This is a genomic window from Paenibacillus sp. 1781tsa1, assembly GCF_024159265.1.
In the GTDB taxonomy this organism is placed as follows: domain Bacteria; phylum Bacillota; class Bacilli; order Paenibacillales; family Paenibacillaceae; genus Paenibacillus.
The window spans coordinates 4,451,254-4,472,960 of record NZ_JAMYWY010000001.1 but is presented as its reverse complement, the minus strand read 5'-3'; the positions used below and the strand labels follow the sequence as shown (position 1 = coordinate 4,472,960).

Annotated in this window: 26 protein-coding genes; 25 read left to right on the top strand and 1 reads right to left on the bottom strand. The window is 46.7% G+C overall.

Annotation, left to right across the window (positions count from 1 at the left end):
- Nucleotides 1–2 precede the first annotated feature (2 nt).
- The 13 genes from NKT06_RS20120 to NKT06_RS20060 all read left to right on the top strand — a co-directional run bounded on the left by NKT06_RS20120 (nt 3) and on the right by NKT06_RS20060 (nt 10,680).
- Complete coding sequence (locus NKT06_RS20120) at nt 3–1,097, top strand: prephenate dehydrogenase (RefSeq protein ID WP_253438582.1); 1,095 nt, start codon at nt 3–5, stop codon at nt 1,095–1,097.
- Between the two features lie 727 nt (nt 1,098–1,824).
- Nucleotides 1,825–2,418 carry an RNA polymerase sigma factor gene (locus tag NKT06_RS20115; protein ID WP_062835180.1) on the top strand — a complete coding sequence of 198 codons (594 nt, stop codon included), beginning with the start codon at nt 1,825–1,827 and terminating at the stop codon, nt 2,416–2,418.
- On the top strand, nt 2,415–3,050 hold the full coding sequence (locus tag NKT06_RS20110) for an anti-sigma factor family protein (RefSeq protein ID WP_253438579.1): 636 nt from the start codon (nt 2,415–2,417) through the stop codon (nt 3,048–3,050). The genes NKT06_RS20115 and NKT06_RS20110 overlap by 4 nt, the downstream gene beginning before the upstream one ends.
- Before the next feature lie 43 nt (nt 3,051–3,093).
- Entirely contained in the window at nt 3,094–3,693 is a 600-nt protein-coding gene (locus NKT06_RS20105) for a histidine phosphatase family protein (protein WP_253438576.1), read from the top strand.
- 232 nt (nt 3,694–3,925) lie between these two features.
- Complete coding sequence (locus NKT06_RS20100) at nt 3,926–5,044, top strand: hypothetical protein (RefSeq protein ID WP_253438573.1); 1,119 nt, start codon at nt 3,926–3,928, stop codon at nt 5,042–5,044.
- A gap of 44 nt (nt 5,045–5,088) precedes the next feature.
- A complete protein-coding gene (locus tag NKT06_RS20095; RefSeq protein WP_253438570.1) occupies nt 5,089–5,595 on the top strand; it encodes a gamma carbonic anhydrase family protein in 507 nt (168 codons plus the stop codon).
- A 23-nt stretch (nt 5,596–5,618) separates the two neighbouring features.
- Complete coding sequence (locus tag NKT06_RS20090) at nt 5,619–5,798, top strand: IDEAL domain-containing protein (RefSeq protein ID WP_017687723.1); 180 nt, start codon at nt 5,619–5,621, stop codon at nt 5,796–5,798.
- 152 nt (nt 5,799–5,950) lie between these two features.
- A complete protein-coding gene (locus NKT06_RS20085; protein WP_253438567.1) occupies nt 5,951–6,373 on the top strand; it encodes a DUF2487 family protein in 423 nt (140 codons plus the stop codon).
- 192 nt (nt 6,374–6,565) lie between these two features.
- Complete coding sequence (locus NKT06_RS20080; RefSeq protein WP_017687725.1) at nt 6,566–7,108, top strand: QcrA and Rieske domain-containing protein; 543 nt, start codon at nt 6,566–6,568, stop codon at nt 7,106–7,108.
- Nucleotides 7,109–7,123: 15 nt separating this feature from the next.
- Nucleotides 7,124–7,795, top strand: coding sequence for a menaquinol-cytochrome c reductase cytochrome b subunit (gene qcrB, locus NKT06_RS20075; protein ID WP_017687726.1), 672 nt, complete (start codon nt 7,124–7,126; stop codon nt 7,793–7,795).
- 21 nt (nt 7,796–7,816) lie between these two features.
- Nucleotides 7,817–8,701: a menaquinol-cytochrome c reductase cytochrome b/c subunit gene (locus NKT06_RS20070; RefSeq protein WP_253438564.1), complete on the top strand. Its 885-nt coding sequence runs from the start codon at nt 7,817–7,819 to the stop codon at nt 8,699–8,701.
- Between the two features lie 111 nt (nt 8,702–8,812).
- Nucleotides 8,813–9,439: a DUF1405 domain-containing protein gene (locus tag NKT06_RS20065; RefSeq protein WP_253438561.1), complete on the top strand. Its 627-nt coding sequence runs from the start codon at nt 8,813–8,815 to the stop codon at nt 9,437–9,439.
- A gap of 371 nt (nt 9,440–9,810) precedes the next feature.
- Entirely contained in the window at nt 9,811–10,680 is an 870-nt protein-coding gene (locus NKT06_RS20060; protein ID WP_253438558.1) for a sporulation protein YpjB, read from the top strand.
- Between the two features lie 114 nt (nt 10,681–10,794).
- Here the strand turns inward: NKT06_RS20060 and NKT06_RS20055 are convergent, their stop codons facing one another.
- The gene (locus NKT06_RS20055) at nt 10,795–11,664 is read right to left on the bottom strand and encodes a YitT family protein (protein ID WP_253438555.1); all 870 of its coding nucleotides are present in this window, start codon (nt 11,662–11,664) and stop codon (nt 10,795–10,797) included.
- 173 nt (nt 11,665–11,837) lie between these two features.
- Between NKT06_RS20055 and NKT06_RS20050 the strand changes: the two genes are divergently transcribed.
- The 12 genes from NKT06_RS20050 to NKT06_RS19995 all read left to right on the top strand — a co-directional run bounded on the left by NKT06_RS20050 (nt 11,838) and on the right by NKT06_RS19995 (nt 21,593).
- The gene (locus NKT06_RS20050) at nt 11,838–12,167 is read left to right on the top strand and encodes a nucleotide pyrophosphohydrolase (protein ID WP_017687732.1); all 330 of its coding nucleotides are present in this window, start codon (nt 11,838–11,840) and stop codon (nt 12,165–12,167) included.
- 50 nt (nt 12,168–12,217) lie between these two features.
- Entirely contained in the window at nt 12,218–12,742 is a 525-nt protein-coding gene (locus NKT06_RS20045) for a tetratricopeptide repeat protein (protein ID WP_253438552.1), read from the top strand.
- 79 nt (nt 12,743–12,821) lie between these two features.
- Nucleotides 12,822–13,625, top strand: a complete 804-nt coding sequence (dapB, locus tag NKT06_RS20040; RefSeq protein WP_017687734.1) for a 4-hydroxy-tetrahydrodipicolinate reductase — start codon at nt 12,822–12,824, stop codon at nt 13,623–13,625.
- 11 nt (nt 13,626–13,636) lie between these two features.
- Entirely contained in the window at nt 13,637–14,077 is a 441-nt protein-coding gene (gene mgsA, locus NKT06_RS20035; protein ID WP_017687735.1) for a methylglyoxal synthase, read from the top strand.
- Nucleotides 14,074–14,772 (top strand): bacillithiol biosynthesis deacetylase BshB1, encoded by a 699-nt coding sequence (bshB1, locus tag NKT06_RS20030; protein ID WP_253438549.1) that lies wholly within the window; start codon nt 14,074–14,076, stop codon nt 14,770–14,772. The genes mgsA and bshB1 overlap by 4 nt, the downstream gene beginning before the upstream one ends.
- A 100-nt stretch (nt 14,773–14,872) precedes the next feature.
- Nucleotides 14,873–16,033, top strand: a complete 1,161-nt coding sequence (gene bshA / locus NKT06_RS20025; RefSeq protein ID WP_253438545.1) for an N-acetyl-alpha-D-glucosaminyl L-malate synthase BshA — start codon at nt 14,873–14,875, stop codon at nt 16,031–16,033.
- A gap of 63 nt (nt 16,034–16,096) precedes the next feature.
- Complete coding sequence (locus NKT06_RS20020; RefSeq protein ID WP_253438542.1) at nt 16,097–17,395, top strand: CCA tRNA nucleotidyltransferase; 1,299 nt, start codon at nt 16,097–16,099, stop codon at nt 17,393–17,395.
- The gene (locus tag NKT06_RS20015) at nt 17,382–18,359 is read left to right on the top strand and encodes a biotin--[acetyl-CoA-carboxylase] ligase (protein WP_253438539.1); all 978 of its coding nucleotides are present in this window, start codon (nt 17,382–17,384) and stop codon (nt 18,357–18,359) included. Before NKT06_RS20020 ends, NKT06_RS20015 begins: the two co-directional genes overlap by 14 nt.
- A gap of 348 nt (nt 18,360–18,707) precedes the next feature.
- On the top strand, nt 18,708–19,583 hold the full coding sequence (gene panB / locus NKT06_RS20010; RefSeq protein WP_253438536.1) for a 3-methyl-2-oxobutanoate hydroxymethyltransferase: 876 nt from the start codon (nt 18,708–18,710) through the stop codon (nt 19,581–19,583).
- A complete protein-coding gene (gene panC / locus NKT06_RS20005; protein WP_253438533.1) occupies nt 19,580–20,476 on the top strand; it encodes a pantoate--beta-alanine ligase in 897 nt (298 codons plus the stop codon). Before panB ends, panC begins: the two co-directional genes overlap by 4 nt.
- Complete coding sequence (gene panD, locus NKT06_RS20000; protein ID WP_017687742.1) at nt 20,469–20,852, top strand: aspartate 1-decarboxylase; 384 nt, start codon at nt 20,469–20,471, stop codon at nt 20,850–20,852. The genes panC and panD overlap by 8 nt, the downstream gene beginning before the upstream one ends.
- Nucleotides 20,853–20,945: 93 nt before the next feature.
- The gene (locus NKT06_RS19995; protein ID WP_253438530.1) at nt 20,946–21,593 is read left to right on the top strand and encodes a tetratricopeptide repeat protein; all 648 of its coding nucleotides are present in this window, start codon (nt 20,946–20,948) and stop codon (nt 21,591–21,593) included.
- Nucleotides 21,594–21,707: the final 114 nt, after the last annotated feature.

Genomic DNA, 21,707 nt, shown 5'->3' with positions numbered 1-21,707 from the left:
CCATGAAACTAAAAATTGCAATGATCGGTGTAGGACTCATCGGCGGTTCACTTGCGCTCTGCTTCAAAGGCAAGCCAGGTGTAACCGTGATGGGTTACGCCCACTTGGATGAACTGAAGGACAAGTACATAGCGAGCGGTGTAGTGGATGATGCTACGCTCTCTCTGGAAGAAGCGGTAGAGGATGCCGACTTTATTTTTTTGTGCGTTCCCGTAGGTTTGCTTGAATCCTATTTCGAAAAGCTCTCCAAGCTGCCATTGAAAAAAGGATGTATCATCACGGACGTAGGAAGCACTAAAGCTTCCATTGCCGCTTGTGCCGAGCATGTGCGGTTGACTGACGCTTACTTCATTGGTGGTCATCCTATGGCAGGGTCGGAGCGTGCAGGCGTAGATGCGGCCTCAGCCGTGTTGTTTGAGAATGCATACTATGTCTTAACCCCTTCAGAACATGTACCTGAGGAAGCCTACAGCAGGTTGTCCGAGCTGCTTGCGTATACGCGGGCACAGATCGTGCGTGTGGAACCACTGCTGCACGATGACATCGTGGGGGCGATTAGTCATCTGCCCCATGTTATTGCTGTAGCGCTGGTGAATCAGGTGCGCGAATATAATGAGTCGAATCCACTGTATAAAATGCTGGCTGCAGGTGGTTTCCGGGATATCACCCGGATTGCGTCCAGTGATGCGATTGTATGGAGAGATATCTTGCTTAGCAACCGTGATGTCCTACTGGGCTTGCTTAAGGACTGGAATAGCCAGATGAAGGCATTTACGGATATGCTGGAGCATAAGAACGGTGAAGGCATCGAGGAAGCATTCCGTCAGGCCCGTGAGTTCCGCAGTGTATTGCCCGAACGACGCAAAGGCATGATTTCACCGTTATTTGATCTGTACACCGATGTCCAGGATGCTCCGGGTATGATCGGTAAAATCGCAACTGAGCTTGGGGCGAATGACATCAACCTGAGCAACTTGGAGATTATCGAAAATCGGGTGGATGTGCCAGGCATTATGCGTCTGTCTTTCCGTCAGGAAGAGGATATGGAACGAGCCAAGACATTATTGGATTCTTTAGGCTATCAGGTCTGGATATAAGACGTGAAAGGGGGCGAAAGCCCTCTTTTTTGTGAGGTCATATTGAAGGTATTCAATTGATTTTCTCATGAAAAAAAAGGATGGATTATCCTGAAATTTCCGATAGATATAATTAATTCAAACAATTTAACTTAAAGTGTTGACAAAATGAAAACGTATACATATAATAAGGGTACAGTATGGTTTCTCTCCACTCCTATCCAATAACTGTATTGCTCCACGTGAGCAATGGCCGCTTATGTAAGCGGTCTTTTTTTTGTCTAAAATGGAACGAAAGGGCATCATCTATATGTTTGAATATACACACACGCATATATCCTCTCTTTACATCACCCTCCTTAATCAGTTAGGCCTCCTTAGATCAAAAAAATATCACATTTTTGTAACCTTTTCAGTACATCGTCCGTCTATATAAGAAAGGCTTACCAAAAAGGCTCAAAATGAAGTCATGAACGTGAAAATGACTGCATATGAATGACAGGTCGGGTTCTGTGGACAGCAATGGATTTGCCAGGATGATGCAGACCGTTGTACAATAAATACTGTTAATGTAGAAACGTTGGGGAAATTGCCATTACATAGGGGAATTTGGCGGGAAGGCCAGTTATGGTGCTGAACGCTGTTTATATGCGGTGAGAACCGCAACTTTTTTGTGCCTGTTCGGTAATACATGGATAGAGTCGAACGGGGAGAAGCACATGGATGGGCGAGGAGGGGTCGCACTCAAATGACGGATTCCCAGTTGATTCGAGAGATCAAGGAAGGTAACCTGGAGTTATATTCCGAGCTGATGAGTCGTTATCAGCGTAAAATACTGGCTTTCGTATATCATATGTTGAAAAGTTCCAATATGGAGCTGCTTGCGGAAGATCTCTGTTCTGAGACTTTCTATAAGGCGTTCCGCAGTCTGCACTCTTTCCGTGAGGTGGATGCCTCATTCTCAACCTGGTTATATACCATTGCGAGAAATACGGTACTGAGTGAGCTTCGCAAACAGCGCAGCGGAAATGTCCCACTTGAAGAGAGCGGGATTGTTCCCGTTGCTCCTTCGGAGAATGCACCGGAGTATGCTGTACTGCGCAGCGAGCGGGTGATGCTGGTTAGAGATGCGATTAACAACTTGCCGGAGAAGCAACGTTCTGCGATTATACTCCGCGAGTATGATCAACTAGACTACCAGGAGATTGCGAATATTCTTGGGCAGAGCGTCAGTTCTGTGAAATCGCTATTATTCAGAGCAAGATCAAGCGTAAAAACTCAATTGGAACCTTATTTCTTCGAACCGGTGTACGAGCCATATGAAGGGATGAAGAACCGATGAATTGCAATGAAGCCCAGGAACTGTTTGCACTGGTCTGGGACTTGCCGGAAACTCATCCTCAGCGGATTGCATTTCATGCTCATCTCGCTGGCTGTGAAGAGTGCTCCGAGCAGTTTGAGGTCTGGGAAGAAGCCCAGATCTTGCTGCATAGCATCCCGGTTCCAGTGACAGAACAACAGGCAGAGAGAGTAAACCGTAACGTTATGGACCGGATCTATGCGGAGTCTCCATGGTTATTGCCGGAGGAGGCAAAGGTTAATCGTTTCTCTGCTGCGATTCGCAAGCATATGTCTTTGTGGATTGCCGCGTTCCTGGCTATTTTTTTATGCAGCTTTCTGTACATGGCAATGTTTAAGCCAGATGTATCAGAAGCTGAGCAAACCCAAGTTGTTGCTACGGGTATTCTTGAGACAGGGGTTGCCGGAAGCGCACCTTCGTCATCTGGATTGTATCAGTACGACATGACTGGAGCGGATAGAGGAAGCATAATTGAACCTTTTGTAGTGAGTATGGGACCTGCTTATCCGCAGTATTGGATGGCCCTGTCTTTACTTGCAATTGGAATGGCGTTATTTTCTCTTGGACGTATGCATCGAACAACGAATAAACGTAAACAAGGTGCGAGTGCATAGGTTATAACCTTTCGTTCGCCGTGTGGAGAAATGAGGGATGTAAGTGCGAATCGGGCTTATTCGTCACGGTCTTACAGACTGGAATGCGGCGGGCCGTATACAGGGGCAGACTGATATACCTCTGAATGGGGAAGGTCGTGATCAGGCAGAGCGACTGGGAAGACGTCTGTTGACGGAAGAATACCAGTGGGACTATATCATCACAAGTGGGTTATCGCGGGCACAGGAAACAGGGGAGATTATCTCTGAACTGTTGAATGTACCTTTGCTTGAGCCGGACGCACGGTTGAAAGAAAGGGCTTTTGGTCAGATCGAAGGTCTGACTTCAGAAGAACGGGTTGCCCGCTGGGGTCAATCGTGGGAGACATTGGACTTGGGACAGGAGCAGATTGCGGATATCCAGATTCGTGCACTGGCGTTTCTGGAAGATCTATGGTCTGCCTACCCGGACCAAAACGTACTCATTGTCACTCATGGAGCTTTTCTGGCGAACCTGTTAACAGCCTTGTTTAAAGATCGGTATACACAGCGGATTGGAAACCTGTCACTGACGATCCTGGAAAAGGAACGTGATGACTGGAGTCCGCTGTTATATAATTGCACACGACATCTGTCTTTGGACACAGCAAAACAACCTGAGTAATCCACTTGGGTTGTTTTTTTGCATTTTATGGGGAAATAAAGCCTTTATATGATTTCAAACCTCTCATTTTTCTTCTGATTGTCCGACTTGGGGCATAGTATGATTTAAAACATAAAAGATTTCCAAAAAGAGGTTTAGATTATGGGAATTCCGTCAACGATGTTTACAAAACCAAACTATTTCAGGCTCCAAATCAGCAGCCGAAGTAGTTAACGGGCGAGGCGATGGACCCATGAATCTAGCGGATATGCTTACTTTTGCCGATATTGGCCAGCTTAATCGAATAGCAGACTATTACCAATGTGAATGCAAGCCCAACTCCAAACATGAACTCATCCAGAGTATTCTCACTACATTGGGCAGCAGACCCTTTTTTGAGCAGCAGGTACGTCAACTGAATCAAGCAGATCAGCGCTTTTTGAACAACTTGTTGTTTGATCCTCGCCAGTATTATGGTATGGAAGAACTCATTGCCATAGCCCGTCAATCGATGGACAAAAAGGAGAGTGAGGCTGGCGCCAGTCCACGTGATCTCATCGTTCGCTTCAATAAGAGTGGATGGTTGTTCAATGGGACAACGCAGCAGACCAGGTATTTGTATCAGGTGCCACAGGATCTGAAATTAAGATTCAGGGATGTGTTATCCACACATCTGCGAGCAGGGATTACAAAAACGACGGAACCACCCATGTATCGGGATGAGTATCATCTCTTAGCGGATGATCTCAAGTTGTTCCTACAGTTTGTCCAGCAGCACGAAATTGCCCTTAACGCTGAGGGCATGATGTACCGGCGCTCTCAACAGCAGATTATGGAGCATCTACACATTAGTGAGGAATTGGTGGGCAAAGGTGGATGGAGATTCGGATATGGCCGTTCGTTCAAGGATTACCCGGATCGTTTCGCACTTCTCTACGACTATGCATTTCACCATCGGCTGGTTCGTGAGGAGCAAGGCACGCTGAAGCTATCAGCAGCTGGAGAAGACAAGCTGGGGGCTGAGAAAACAGCCGAAATGATACAGCTATTTAGGTTTTGGTTAAGATTGTATAAAGGTGCTATTCCCAATCTGTCCTCTATTGTGTATTGGACTGGCGAATGTGCCTTGGAATGGTCAACCGCCGAGTCGCTGTTTCGTCAGATCGGTCCATTCATTCAGCCGTTCTATTATGATACGCCCGAGGCCATCTATGATAACAGAATTGTTAAAATGATGTTGCATCTTGGCATGGTCCGTATTGGGGAACATGAGGAAGGCCGGACGATACAAATGACAGCCTGGGGCTCACGTCTTGCTGCATCCTGTCGCTCCATTTCAGGAGACATTACACCTATTTTGTTTGACAAGTGAAGGACAAGTTGCTAAAATCACTCCCAAATTAAGGAGTGATAATAATGATAATTCCATACAAAGGTCTACAACCTCAGTTACACTCTTCGGTATATATGGCTGAAGGTGCAAAACTAATCGGTGATTTGAGAATGGGAGAAGAGTCTTCCGTCTGGTTCAATGCGGTCCTACGGGCTGATTTGGCTCCTATTATCATTGGAAAGCGCTGTAATATTCAAGATAACGTTGTCGGGCATGTCAATACGGATCAACCTTTGATTGTGGGAGATGATGTTTCCGTAGGACATACAGCGATCATTCATGGTTGTCGTATTGGAACTGGATCATTAATCGGCATGGGAGCCATTCTGCTGAATGGAGCCGACATTGGTGAATATACACTGATTGGAGCCGGTTCTGTTGTTACTGAGAATAGTAAAATTCCGCCCTATACTCTTGCTTTGGGGACACCTGCCAAAGTGATACGTGAGCTGACTGATGCCGATCTGGAGCGGATGTCCAGAACTTCACTGGGTTATGTCACCAAAGGAAAAGAATATAGGAGCTCTTAAATCCGTTTTGGAGGTGCATCCTATTGGATAAAATGAAAGTTACGTATGAAGTCATGTTGGGGCTGGCAGCTGAGATGGTGTGGGACGAAGCGCTTCGCAAACAGCGCAGCGAGAAGCTCTATTTGGAAATCGATAAAGCGTTAGCTACCGGAGACGAAGTAGCTTTCCGGAGTCTGACGGATGAACTGAGGACCATAAACTGATAGACAAAATAGATCCTTTCTGAGATAAAAGGGAATGCGCAGATGCGTGTTTCCTTTTTTGATATGTGAAATTCCGAAATGAATGTCTGGATTTATTAGATATGGTCATATATAATATGGGAATAAAATGGATAGAGAGGGGATATAGGGAATTGAAATTCAGTGAGATGACTCAAGACAGCTGGGCTGAACTGCAACTCTATCTGGATACATGCCTTATTCCATACACAGCTCTTAGCGGCGAGCAGTCGCCAGTTGAAGTTACCGAGGCATTGGAGCGGCTGAGAGATTTTCTGGACATGGTCGAAATTCCTTTCAAAGGGCGAATCATGACTTATCCAGCCTTTCATTATGCCAATTCAGAATTGTCAATGACATTAAATTCCTTGTCCGCACAGCTTAAATCTTCAGGATTCAAATATGTGGTTATTATGTCATCAGATGGTCATTTGAATGAAGTGGACATTCCATCTGCTGATCTGGTTTTGAGACGGTCCGTGTTAACTCATGAGGTCGGAGAAGAGGGGATTGCGAGATTTGTAGGGGAAAAGATACGAGAGTTGTGGAAAAAATAGTTTTTGACGACAAATGTGACAATTTACCAACATTTTTTTAATAACGCTTACAATTGAACCTTAAAAATGTGTGACAAATTCTTGACGGTGTTCTAGGGCTACTATATGATTATGTATGTTCTAGTAAGTCGTGGAATTTATGAAAATGAAAACGTTTGAGAGAGCTGGCTGAAAAAGGGGGTTGGAGACAGTATGAGCAGTGAGCATGACCACCACGAAGCTTCATTGAAATTGCCAAGCCGCATGGAGATGTCACGCAGGCAGTTTTTGACCTACACGCTTGGTGGAGCTACAGCCTACATGGCCGCCGGTGCAATCCTTCCTATGGTCCGTTTTGCGGTGGACCCGATTTTGCAACATAAGGGAGAAGGCACCTCTGTCAAAGTAGCTGAAATCAGCAAAATTACGAATGAGCCTCAAGAATTCACCTTTGAACTTAAACAACAGGATGGTTGGTATCTGAGTAATGCATCGTTAGTGGCGTGGATTCGCAAAGACGAGCAGGGTAAAATTTATGCACTCTCACCTATCTGTAAACATCTGGGATGTACAGTAGGCTGGAACAGTGACAAGCAGTACCCTGACGAGTATCATTGCCCCTGCCATGGCGCGCACTATGACAAGGAAGGGAAGAATCTTGCCGTAGCCCCCAAACCGCTGGATGAGTACGTAGTCAAGGAAGAGCAGGGTTGGGTATATCTGGGCGACATTGTTCCGAACACCCGAGTGAATTAGGAGGCGTGAACGCAGATGTTTAAAAATGTCTATGACTGGATTGACGAGCGTCTCGACATCACGCCAATCTGGCGGGACGTTGCGGATCATGAAGTTCCAGAGCATGTAAATCCGGCTCATCACTTTTCCGCATTCGTGTACTGCTTTGGTGGATTGACGTTCTTTATTACTGTTATTCAGATTCTGTCAGGCATGTTCCTGACCATGTATTACGTACCTGATATTATCAATGCCTACGCAAGTGTGGAGTATCTGCAGACCAAAGTAGCCTTCGGCCAAATTGTTCGCGGCATGCACCACTGGGGAGCCAGTCTGGTTATCGTAATGATGTTCTTACATACGATGCGTGTGTTCTTTACAGGCTCTTACAAGGCACCGCGTGAAATGAACTGGGTTGTCGGCATGCTGATCTTTTTCGTCATGTTGGGCCTGGGTCTGACAGGGTACTTGTTGCCATGGGATAACAAAGCCTATTTTGCAACAAAAGTAACACTGGAGATTGCCAATACGGTTCCTTGGTTGGGACCGATTATTAAAGAATTCCTGCAAGGCGGTACGATTGTTGGTGCACAGACACTAACCCGATTCTTTGCCCTGCATGTATTCTTCCTCCCCGCTGTGCTTCTGGTGCTTCTGGTCGGACACTTTATCATGATCCGCAGACAGGGCATTTCGGGACCACTATAAACTGAGAAGGGAGGAATCGCAATGGCTCACGGACATAAGAAGGATGATGAGGAAAAGGTTATCTTTGTCGGTGATTCACGGGTCCGTAAAGGGGCGGGATTCATTACCCCTCCTGATTACACGGCGTATCCCGGCAAATCAGAAGCCTTTATTCCCAACTTCCTGCTGAAAGAATGGATGGTTGGTGTCGTTGTATTGGTGGGGATTCTGGTACTAACGATTTCAGAACCTGCACCTTTAGGCTATCCGGCCAATCCGAGCGCATCCGTAATTCCTATGCCAGACTGGTACTTCCTTTTTCTATATCAGTACTTGAAGTATCCATATGCATCGGGCGATTACGTTCTGCTCGGGGTACTGGGGGTCAGCGGAGTTGCTTTCGGAGCTTTGCTGCTGGCACCATTTCTGGACACAGGCAAGGAGCGGCGTTTCTATAAACGCCCCATTGCTTCATCACTGATGATTTTGTCGGTCATTTCTGTATTCTACCTGACGAATGTAGCGTGGACACACTACGAGCATGAGTTGGAAGCAAGTGGACAGAAGCCTGAACATATTCAACGTGAAGAAGAAGCACTGGAGAGGCGTGAAGCGGGACTCCCACCAGTTTCCAATGCACCTGGACAGCAAGAAGAAGTTGCGATCGTGGAACAGGATGATCCTGCAATGGAAACGTACAAAAAGGCTGGATGTATTGGCTGCCATGCGGCTGATATGAAGGGTGCAAGTGGACCTTCACTTCGGGGTGTAGGTGACAAGCATAGCCAGGAAGAGATTCTGACCATTATCAAAGAAGGCTACAACGAGATGCCTGCGATGTACGATCAAGCGATTGCTCAAGGTGTAACGGATGAAGAGATTACTCATCTGACCGAATGGCTTGCGAAACAGAAAGCAGAACAGTAAAATCGAAATAACCAATGAAACCTGATCGTTTATGCGGTCAGGTTTTTTTGAAGTGTTTTTTGGACAGCACTGTATCGTGCGCAATATATGATGAAGGAAGGGGCAGGGAATGTGGCTTTATCGTATTTCTGGAGCAGGGAATTTCTGACCAATCGTTATTTCCTGTGGCTATTATTTTGGTGTAATGCGGTAGGAACGGTATACGGATACATCTGGTACGGAGAGCAAATGAAATTGACGCTAGCGGAGCAGCCGGTGTGGCAGATCGTATTTGTGCCAGATAGTCCAACAGCGAGTTTGTTTTTTACTTTAGCGTTGCTATGGATCTTGTACCCACCACGGTCCATTGTTATCAAACGGATCGGACATGTGATTCAGGCGCTTGCTGTGGTCACATCTGTGAAATATGGCGTGTGGGCCGTATCCATTATTTTCGCTGGCTGGATGCAAGGCGGCACACAGCACTGGCAAGACTGGATGTTGATTGCTTCGCATAGTGCGATGGCTATTGAAGCTCTTATTTATGTACGCTTTTTCGGCTTCCGATGGGCTGCCCTTGTCGTTGCAGGTCTCTGGACGCTGTTGAACGATACAATGGATTATACATATGATATTTACCCTTGGTTACCCGGTTCCCTCTATGATCATGTAGATGGTGTACGTAATTTCACATTCGGACTAACACTGGTGAGCATTCTGTGCGCGTGGCTAGCCTTAAGACAGGCAAGACGTACCTGATCTCATACTTTGGAGAAATAATAACTCGTTTCATGAAAAGTCGCTATTGTAGCGGCTTTTTTTTGTGTCCAAAATGTGTTCACATTCTGCTGTTTTATGTTAGAAACGACAGCTGACTATGCGGATGGGGCATTCACCCTTTTGAAAGATGCATTTGACAGCTCGATTCTGGATGGCAAAATGAAGATGAAGATCGAATTTTACGATGGGCAGAGTATGAACTATTCCATTCAAAAAAAGCGGAAATAATGTAACAGGTTTAGGTATCATTTTCTAAATGAACTGTCACCAGACGAGTAGGGTACGGAATCCTCTTCTGCTTGTTCTAACGAACTGTCCCCCGCCATACATTGGTGGTGGGAGGGATGTCCATGAAGAGAACGTTCGGGATCAAAACTGGCTTATTGGTGGTATCGTTCATGGCTCTGCTGCTTTGGACGAACTTAGCATATCGTGTAACCGCGCAAAGTGAAGGACTGAATTCGATTTCAGATCAGCAAGTGTCCACAAGCAATTCAATTGCACAACTTAATGAGGAAGCAGCCATATTGTATCGTCAGGCGCTCGAAAACAATATTGAAGAAGTGCGAGGAAGCATTCTGCGCATCAGTAAAAGTTTGGAGCATATTTCCTTTGAGGGACAAACGACAGTCGAGGGCATTCACGCCTTGTCCGAAACCGTAGTTGAAGTGAAACAAGCCGTTGTGAAGGTGAAAAATGACGATGCTTCTCTTCAGCAATCCTCTGCCAAACTCAGACTTGCAGCAGATAGTCTCGCAAATCCAACCAAGCCTTTATGGCTTCAGTATTATAAAATCGTAAAAAACGATCTGGACGCTTTATCCGCTGCTACAGATCAAGGGCAAACTGCGGCCGTACTGGCAAATCGCTACACCGTTTTGGAGGAGCATTATGAGACGATACGTCCTGCCGCTCTGATTCGACGTGAACCGTATGAAATTGCTCAGATGGACGCTTGGTTATCTCATACCAAAGGGCTTACCGCTGCAAAGCAACCTGATCTGGCTCAGTTAAAGAGCATGGTGGGCCATGGGGAGGAGCTGGTGAACCAGTTATTTGGTCGCGAGAAGGACGAGAGTGCCTTTGTACCGTTTGTACAAGGCCCTGATCGGAGGGCAGCCGGGCTGCTGATAAGTTCGGTCATTGTGGCGACGCTAAGTTACGCCGGATATCGTAAATATCGTGCACAGCAGCAGGGGATTTTTCCTTTTCGGCGCTAATTGGATATAAACGTGATTGTGGTATATTTTTTAAAAAAAAGACCTCTTTCGCATAAACAGCCACGGTAACGGCTCTTCATGTGAAAAGAGGTTTTCTTATAGTCTCTGTAGCTGTCAGCTTTCTTTGAAACCTTCTCCATGTACATCGTGAACATCGCTGATGATGACAAAAGCTCTGGGGTCAATGGAACGTACAATGGTCTGCAGACGCCTGAACTCTTGCCTGGATATCACACAGTAGGCCATGTGTTTAGCCTGTTTAGAGTACGCGCCAATAGCTGGAATGAGAGTAACGCCACGATCCATATCCCGTGTGATCTGATCCGCAATCTCGGGTGCATGGTCACTAATGATCATAAATGCCCGGGCAGAATATGCACCTTCCTGAATAAAGTCGATGACTTTGGAAGCGATGAATACAGCTACGAGCGTGTACAGAATTTTTTCTTTGGGGATGTAGATGAGAGAGAGCCCGATAATGACAAAATCGATGCCCAGTAATACTCGCCCCATACTCCATCCATACTTGCGGTTTAGAATACGAGCAATGATGTCTGAACCGCCCGTCGTGCCACCCCAACGAAATACGATGCCAAGACCGGCTCCAAGGGTAACGCCTGCATATAAAGCAGCTAACAGGAGGTCATTCTCGGTATGTAATGGTTCAATCCAGCCCAGATGAATCAACTTCTCAAACAACCATAGAAAAACGGTCAATGCCCCGATTCCGATACCTGTATAGATCATCTGTCTGCCGCCCAAAATTTTGAGCCCGATCAGAAATAGGGGGACATTAAGAATCAAGGTCGTTAGTGAAGGTGAGATGCCGAAGGCATAATTGATCAGCACGGTAACCCCGGTGAGGCCACCTTCCATAAGTTGGTTAGGGATAATGAAATAGAGGAGCCCAAAGGCATATAAGGCTGTACCCAGCAGGATGGGAAGTACCAGTTTAACTTGAACCCAGGTTTTGGCAGTGCTCATAAGATCCCTCGCTGTATATAAATTAGAATGAAGAAGCAATCATTCCCATCCTAGTATACCTGTTTATTGATTCTTTAAAAATGATTTGTCGCTGATGATGGTGGAAGTGAATCTAAATAACTGATATTATTAGGAACAAATACGACATCATTTCAAAAGGAGAATCCGTTCTCATGGAGAAAAGCATCGCAGAAATGCAGCGTGAGGTTGATCAGTATATCTCCCAGTTCAAGGAGGGATATTTCAGTCCTCTGGCCATGTTGGCCCGGATGTCTGAAGAGGTTGGGGAGCTTGCCAGGGAAGTGAATCATGAGTTCGGCGAGAAGCCGAAGAAATCTTCCGAAGCAGCCAATTCCATTGAACTTGAGCTTGGAGATATTTTATTTATCACGATTTGTTTTGCGAACTCACTCGGCATTGATCTGGCTGAGGCGCACGACAAAGTCATGCATAAATTTAACACCCGCGATGCCAATCGGTGGACTCCCAAAAACACCGATTAGGCGTAGATTACATATGCTGTACCATCACCCGATCGGGGAGGGTCAGCTTAATGATGAAACCGGAAGAATATATGCAGCAGGCTTACCGCTGTATATTGCAAAATGATTTTGAGCAGGCGATTCGTTGGTTCGAGTCAGCCATTCACGCTCATCCCAAACATGCGGAGTTATATTATCGCTGTTCCATTACCCACGCCCGCAGCAAACATCTTGTTCCGGCGCTTGAATATGCACGTAAGGCGGTGGAATTGTCGCCAGGAACAGAAGAGTATATTTTACATCTGCAGACATTGGAAGCGAAACAATTGACCTCCAGAGCGAAGTTGCTGTTGGAGCAGGCGGGTATTGCAACACAGGAGCGCTATGTGGAAGCGTCAACGATTTTGCAAGAAGCGGTCAAACTTGATCCGCTCTCCGTTGAAGCTCATGTTATGCTTGCGCTGGCTTACAGTGATTTGAATGAATTTGACTATGCAATTCAGGCGCTGCGTGAGGCAATTTTGCTCGACCCGCAGAATGGGCAGCTGCATCAAATGTTACAGGAAATCAAGCAACGTATGAAATCCATTCAATAAGAATTCATTTTGCAAAGATTCTTTTAAGTTGAAATGGATTCAACGATATGATCCAACATAGCGAGGAGATGCAGTCAATATGAGTGAAGTAATTAGAGTTGCCGTGATCGGAGCGGCTGGCCGAATGGGCCGTGAAGTTGTGAAATTGGTACTTCAGGACCCGGAATTGGAGCTTGCAGCGGCTGTCAACCGCTCCGGAGCAGGCACGGATGCAGGAACCCTTGTTGGTTTACCAGAGTGTGGGGTACTGGTGACTGATGATATCGAAATGGCGTTTGCCGAAACAAAACCTCAGGTTATGGTTGATTTTACAGTGCCGCAATATGCATTTACACATACCGAGATCGCGATTCGTCATGGAGTTAGACCTGTCATGGGTGTTACCGGCTTTACGCCGGAGCAGATTGAACAGTTGGACAAGCAATGCCAGGACAAAGGAATTGGAGGGCTTATTGCCCCTAACTTCTCGATTGGTGCCATTCTGATGATGCGATTTGCAGCACAGGCTGCCAAACATATGCCGAATGTGGAGATTATCGAATATCACGGGGATCAGAAGCTGGATGCTCCTTCCGGAACAGCGATCAAAACGGCTGAACTGATTGCTGCCAATCGGGAAGAACTTCGTCAGGGTAACCCGAATGAGGAAGAAACCATTGAAGGATCACGCGGCGGATATTACAACGGCTTCCGAATTCACAGTGTACGATTGCCTGGCGTATTCGCGCAGCAGGAAGTAGTTTTCGGTGACTATGGACAGTCACTCAAAATTCGGCATGACTCCTACGAGCGAGCAGGTTATATGCCTGGTGTTAAGATTGGTGTGCAAAAGGTTATGGAATATACAGGAATGATCTACGGATTTGACCACTTCATCGACTAAAGGAGATTGTCATGTTGAAAATAGCATTTATCGCCCATGATCGTAAAAAAGAAGAGATGGTTAATTTCGTGACGGCATATGAGCCTGTTTTTACGGACCATCAATTATATTCTACAGGAACGACAGGCCTTCGTATTATGGAAGGAACATCTCTGAAGATTCATCGATTCGAATCAGGCCCATTGGGCGGAGATCAGCAGATTGGAGCTTTGGTTGCGCAAAATGAGATGGATCTGATTATTTTCCTGCGAGATCCACTGATGGCACAACCTCATGAGCCGGATATCAATGCGTTGTTACGTCTTTGTGATGTGCAGGGAATTCCCCTTGCCACGAATATCGCAACCGCTGAAATTTTGGTTAAGGCTCTGGATCGTGGCGATTTTGCTTGGAGAGAGCTCGTACATAAATACAAGCCTGAGGCTGGATTGAATTCGGGTGATTCCGAATGAGTCTGGATATTCTCATCTTTGGAGCACATGCGGACGATGCGGAGATTGGTATGGGTGGAACGATTGCCAAACATACCGCTGCTGGCTTGAAAGTAGGCGTGTGTGATCTGACTCGTGCTGAGATGTCCTCCAACGGAACAGTAGAGCGCAGAACCGAGGAAGCGGAGCAAGCCTCCCGCGTCCTCGGTCTTTCGTGTCGCACGAATCTGGGGCTTCCTGACCGTGGTTTGTATCTTACTCCTGAACATGTACAGGCAGTAACGGCTGAGATCCGGCGTCATGCCCCTCGAATGGTATTTGCTCCCTATTGGGAAGATCGTCATCCGGATCATGTCAATTGCAGTAAGCTTGTGCAGGAGGCTGTTTTTAATGCCAAGCTTCGGAACTACATGCCGGATATGCCTGCTGTGCAGGTGAAGGAACTTTATTTTTACTTTATTAATGACATTGGACCTACGGATTTGATTGTAGATATTACGGAACACTATGGGCAAAAAGAAACTTCATTGCTCTCTTATCGTTCCCAATTCGAACTGGGAGAAGGAGCGGTCTCGACGCCATTGAATCAGGGGTATATTGAACGTGTAAGAGCCCGTGATTCCTTGCTCGGACAACGCAGTCTCATCCCTTTTGCAGAAGGTTTTGCTACAATTACACCTTACGTGGTTCATCAATTTGGCCCGAGTGCCCAATAAACGATTTCATTTTTTACGTGTTAATGAGGGAAGTCGCTTCATTAACATGTTGCATTATATCAACCTGCATGAAGCGGGAGATCAAAGGAGCGTCCATCGGATGGATAAAAAGCTAAAAATCGGCATCACCTGTTATCCGTCCCTCGGCGGGTCTGGCGTTGTTGCAACGGAGCTGGGCAAATTGCTTGCCGAACAGGGGCATCAGGTTCATTTTATTGCCAACAGTATTCCGTTCAGACTGGGTACGTTCCAGAAGAATATTTTTTATCACGAAGTTGAAGTCAATGATTATTATGTGTTCCGTTACCCTCCGTATGATCTGTCATTGGCAACGAAGATGGCTCAGGTGGCCAAGTCTCAGCAGCTGGATCTGCTGCATGTTCATTATGCCGTACCACACGCGGTATGTGCCTTTCTCGCGAAACAGATGGTAGGGGACGGCCTGAAAGTAGTTACGACGTTACATGGAACGGATATTACGGTTCTGGCTCAGGATGAATCTCTGAAGGATCTTATTCGACTTGCCATTAACGAAAGTGACGCGGTCACTGCGGTATCCAAAGATTTGATTCGGGAAACGGTCGAATTGCTGGATATTCAGCGTCCAATCGATCTAACCTATAATTTTATTGACAAACGAATATATTATCCGCGGGATGCAGCCAGTTTGCGAAGAGACTTTGCTGCGCCCGAAGAAAAAATATTAATGCACATTTCCAACTTCCGACCGGTGAAGAGAACTCAGGATGTGGTGGAGGTATTCCGTCAGGTACAGGAGCAGGTTCCGGCGAAACTGCTATTTGTAGGAGAAGGGCCTGATTTGCCGAAGATGCAATGGAAGATTAATGATCTCGGCTTAAATGATAAGGTTCATTTCCTTGGTAAGCAGGATGATATTGCCCAGGTGATCTCCATGGCTGACGTGTTGATGCTTCCATCGGAGAAGGAAAGTTTCGGACTTGTGGCGCTCGAAGCAATGGCTTGCGGCGTACCCACGATCGGTTCACAGGCCGGAGGAATTCCGGAATTGGTCTTACATGGTAAGACGGGATTCTTATCCGCGATCGGGGATACACAATCGATGGCCGAGAACACCATCCGTTTGTTAACAGATGATCGTTTGGCTGCGGAGTTCAGGGAAGCGTGTCTTCAGCGCGCGCATCACGACTTTTGCAATGATGCCATTCGGCATGAATATGAACAGATTTATTATCGGGTGCTGGGAAGGGAAGTTCCGAACTTGAAGCCGGTTTGCGGTTAATCAATTGGTTTGACGAAATTATACTGTGCATACCACGACAGGCAAGAGAAGAGGTGATATGTGGTGGTTCAATGGACACAGGTTGATCGTGAAATGGCAATTCAAAGTGAGAATGTACTCACAACTTTAAACAAACATGGCTACAAGGCATATTGGGTAGGTGGTTGTGTTCGTGACGAATTGCTGGAACGAGTTGTAGACGATATGGATATCACGACATCTGCTTCTCCCCAGCAAGTCATGGAATTGTTCGACGACTGCATTCCTACAGGTTTGCAACACGGAACGGTTACTGTTCGTTCAGGCGGTTATTACTTTGAAGTTACCACGTTTCGAACAGAATCCGAATATCAGGATAACCGCAGACCTGCTGCGGTTCAATTTGTTCAGGATATCAAGGAAGATTTACAGCGGCGTGACTTCACGATGAACGCTCTTGCCATGGACGTCACTGGGACAATCGTTGACCCGTTCGGTGGACAGGCAGATATTAAGGAAGAGCGAGTCAGATGTGTAGGTTCTGCGATGGAACGATTTGGTGAAGATGCACTGCGGATGCTCCGCTGTGTCCGGTTTGCATCGGTATTCGATTTCAAAATTGCTCATAATACGTGGGAAGGTCTAGTAAGGCAGAAGGACCTGCTTCAACATATAGCGATGGAACGTGTACGGACCGAGATGGTAAAAATGATGTCGGGACCGCATCCATTAAGAGGGCTGGAACTGTTATACAGAAGTAATGCGCTTGCGCATATCAAAGCGCCGGTAAGCTCGGCCCGATTCAACAAGATGTTGTTATCTAATCTGGAACAGCTGTCAGGTGAGCATGTGTTGCTCCGTTGGTCACTCATTCTGATTGCTGGCGGTTATAGCAAGGACGAAGCAGACGTATTATTACGTCAGTGGACATTCTCTAATGAACATCGTTCTCGTATAACAGGGGTCCTTCAGGTGGAGCAGTTGATTCATACTTCCGTACAGGAGCAGAAGGATACGGTTAGTCTCCGTTCCGATTGGATCGTTACTGTTCTGGCATGTGGTGTTCAGGCTGCCGATGATTGGCTTCGAATACAGTCCCTACTGCCAACAGGCTGGCGGAACCAGCCTGAACAGGCAGAAATGCAGGTTGTTTTGGTTCAAAAACTGGCAGTCGAATGGAGTCAATCAATCCCTGTGCATGACTTGAAAGAATTGGACATCACAGGGGAACAAGTGTTGCAAATGGTGCAGCGCAAAGGCGGGCCTTGGCTGGGTCAACTGATGAAACATTTGTTAAGAGAAACGGCGATTGGAACGATAGTGAATCAGCATGAAGCGCTAAGTGCAGAAGTGAAGCGGGTGGTTCAAGATGACCAAACATGAAGATCTGTTACATATGTTATTAAATGCAGAAGGACGATTCGTATCGGGTGAAGAGATCAGTCGTAATCTGTCCATCAGTCGGACTGCTGTGTGGAAACATGTGAACAAGTTGCGAGACATGGGTTATGAGTTTGAAGCTGTTTCCCGCAAAGGGTACCGTATGGTGACGAAGCCGGATAGCATTGACGCTACTGCCCTCCAATTGGCGCTGGACACAACCGTATTTGGCCGTAAGGCTGTTCTGTTGACCTCGACCTTGTCTACGCAAGGGGATGTTCTGAAGCTGGCTGAACAGGGGCAAGCTGAAGGTGCTGTGGTCATTGCGGAAGAACAAACAGGAGGACGAGGCCGTTTCGGTCGACAGTGGTTCTCTCCTCCGGGTAAAGGAATCTGGATGAGTGTCCTGTTGCGTCCTGATCTACCACTTCAGCATACGCCACAGCTCACTTTATTAACAGGAGTGGCTGTATGTCGTGCCATTCGAACTTGTACAGGCGCTGATGCAGGCATCAAATGGCCCAATGATCTGTTGATTGATGGACGCAAGGTATGTGGCATATTGCTTGAATCCACGGTGGAAGATCATGAAGTCAGATACTGTATTGCAGGTATAGGCGTTGATGTGAACTTTGATCCCGAGGATTATCCGGAAGATCTGACGACTATAGCGACTTCGCTCAAGATGGCGACGGGGCAAGCCGTTGATCGTACCAAGCTCACGGCTGCCATTTTAACCGAGCTGGAACAGTTATATTTTTTGTATCAAAAAGAAGGATTCGGTGTGATCTCAGCTCTATGGGAGGCCCTGTCCGTATCGTTAAATCGAGAGATTACAGTGACGAATCCTCAGGGTGTCATTGAGGGGAAGGCAATCGGTCTGGACGCTTCAGGAGCACTCCTTGTGGAGAAACACGGTGGTGAACATGCGCTAGTCATCTCTGGTGAGATTTCCTGGAAACCTTAAACAATTTGTCGAATTTTATTGGTAAAATGAACATAAGACGTGAAGTTTGAGCAGAACTTTGGTATACTGTGTTCGTGAGGCGATATCGGCTAATACAGACCGAATTGCACTCCCGTAACAGTAACCTTTGTTCTGCTTTGATGTGTTTGATATAAGCAGACCGCACGCAGTGCAAGAATGAAATACGTTTAAGTGAGTTGTTGGATTCTGCTCTGAGCCGAAGAGGACCGAGACAGAAGGGACGATCGCAAGTGACTCTTTTTTGACTTTTCGGGACTTTTTAGTGGAAAACTAAAAGGTTTTTTTGTTGCGTTTTATTTGAAAAGAAGAAAGGAGCCATGAGAGAAAATGGCGAACAAACAAGCGATGAATATTGTGAAGATGAAAAAATACAAGCAGGATGGCGTGCCGCTTAGCATGATCACGGCTTACGATTATCCAACAGCGCTCCTCGCAGAGGAAGCAGGTATCGATCTGATCCTGGTTGGCGATTCACTTGGCAATGTAGTGCTGGGTTATAATTCGACACTTCCGGTGACCATCGACGACATGGTGTACCATACACGTTCCGTAGTGCGTGGGGCTGAGAAGACGTTTATTGTGGCTGATATGCCTTTTATGACTTATCATGGCAGCGTGGACGAGACGCTTAAGGGCGTACGTCGACTGATGCAAGAGGGGCATGCCCATGCGGTTAAAATGGAAGGCGGAGTCGAGATTGCGGACACCGTCAGAGCCGTTGTGCAAGCAGGCGTACCTGTTCTTGGACATATCGGTCTGACACCTCAATCGGTTAATCAGATTGGTGGTTACCGCATTCAGGGCAAGGATGCAGCGGATGCGAAACGTCTGATGGATGAAGCCAAAGCCCTGGAAGCTGCTGGTGCGTTTGGCATTGTGCTTGAACTGGTTACGGAAGAAGTTGCACGGGCGATCTCGGAGGAACTGTCCATCCCAACCATCGGAATTGGCGCAGGACGAGGCTGTGATGGTCAGGTACTGGTATTCCACGATGTGGTTCAATACGCCTCTCCGTATACGCCCAAACGTTTTGTCAAAACCTATGGAGATGTGGGTACACTAATCAGAACCAGCATCGAAGCTTTCGTGAAAGAAGTGAAAGATCGTTCGTTCCCGGCCGAAGAGCATGTATTCAGTGCTGCGGATGGTGTTCTGGACCAACTGTACGGACAACGCAAGGAAAAGGTGGGAAGTAACTCATGAAAGTATTACGGACAATCGCAGAGTTGAGACAGGAACTAAGCTTGAAGCGTCAAGCGATTCGGTCCAGTTCGTCCGTTGTAGGTCTGGTACCGACAATGGGTTATCTTCATCAAGGTCATGCAAGCTTGATGCAGGCAGCCAGACAACAGAGCGATATCGTGGTATTAAGCATATTTGTTAATCCGATTCAATTTGGCCCTAATGAAGATTTTGACAGTTATCCGCGGGATGAAGCCAGAGATGTGGAAACAGCACGCTCACAAGGAGTAGATATCGTATTTATTCCCTCAGTTGAAGAGATGTATCCACAGGCAACGCAGACAACGGTATCTGTTTCACAATTGACTGAGCGCCTATGTGGCGCTTCCCGACCAGGACATTTTAACGGAGTAACGACTGTAGTCTCCAAGCTTTTCAACATCGTACAGCCACAGCGTGCATTTTTTGGTATGAAAGACGCTCAGCAGGTCGCGGTCATTCAACAGATGGTGAATGATTTGAATATGCCTGTAGAAATTGTTCCCTGTCCGATTGTTCGCGAAGAGGATGGTCTTGCTCTTAGTTCACGTAATGTCTATCTTAGCGCAGAACAGCGTACACAGGCGTTGGTTCTGTCGAAGGCACTGCGCGCAGCTCAGGAAGCCGCAGATACGGGTATAGCTATAAACGCCGCAGATATCCGTCGTATTCTGCGCGAGCAGATTGCAACCTCATCGCTTGCAGTGATCGACTACGCTGAGATTCAGGCTTTTCCAAGTCTGGAGCCGCTCGCAGATCAGGAAGAAGTTCAAGGACGTGACGATCTGCTCATTGCACTTGCGGTGAAATTCGGAAAAACAAGATTGATTGACAATATAAGGTTGCAAAAATCGGAGGTACTGTCCCATGTTTAGAACACTCATGAAATCCAAAATTCACCGGGCTACGGTAACGGAAGCCAACTTGAACTATGTGGGTAGCATTACCATAGACGAAGACTTAATGGAAACATCCGACTTGATGGAAAACGAGAAAGTGCAAATTGTGAACAACAACAATGGTGCACGTCTGGAAACTTATGTGATTCCAGGACCGCGCGGAAGCGGGGTCATCTGTCTTAACGGCGCAGCTGCACGCCTGGTGCAACCTGGAGATAACGTCATTATCATTTCTTATGCCATGATGTCGCAAGAAGAGGCAAATACTCACAAACCAACCGTTGTATTTGTAGATGGACAGAATAAGCCTGTACAAACCATGAAGCAGGAAGTCCACGCAACAATTATGTAATCGACTGGTAAGGAGAATGAAATCGGCCCTTGAAGCAAAAAATGAGTACAGGTCACTGCACTAATCCATTTTTTCAAGGGTGGGGATGCAACGATGTTCCAGCATGTTTTCGCAGAAATGAACGACATGTTAGATGAAATTATCAAGAGCTATCCTTCCGCTGAAGGTCTGAACAAACAAGAATTGCTGCAAAAGTGGAACTTGCTTAAGCGGATGAGTGACGGAATGCTGGATGAATGGCTGATGTTTGAAGAAAAGATGAGCCAGGTGAGGGAGCGGGAGATGGATAAGCCTGCTTCCCTTGAACCGGAACAGGAAGCTGTTACCGCTCTGCCTGAACTCCATCTGGAATGTTTCAGTCGAGGACAGGGCTATTTCAAATTACAGATGTATCCGCAGGCGATCTTGCAGTTCTCCCGGGTTGTGACCGACCATCCGGAGAGTGCATTGACTCGTTTTTACCTGGCACTCGCCTATCTGAATTTGGAACAAATGGCGGAAGCAGGGACACATTTGCAGCAGATCATGTACCTTAAGGGTTCACCTCGCTTGAAGGGACTTGTATGTAATGCCCTGGGCTGTATTCAAGCCAAGCTTGGGAATCCGGAGGGTGCATGTTCACTCTTTGCACAGGCCCTTCAGTATGACCCGACGTTGACCGAACCACTGTACAACATGGAAGCATGCAGGTTGAACAGGGGAAAATTGCAATATGCTAATCAGCTGACGACCCTTCATTAAGCGGGAATTCGGCGACAAAAAAACGGTGTTCCCTCCTTTGGCATAGCGGCGGGGACACCGCTTTTTTGTCAGTTAATTTTCAAATCCCCTTTTTTTTGCTATGCTGTAACATAG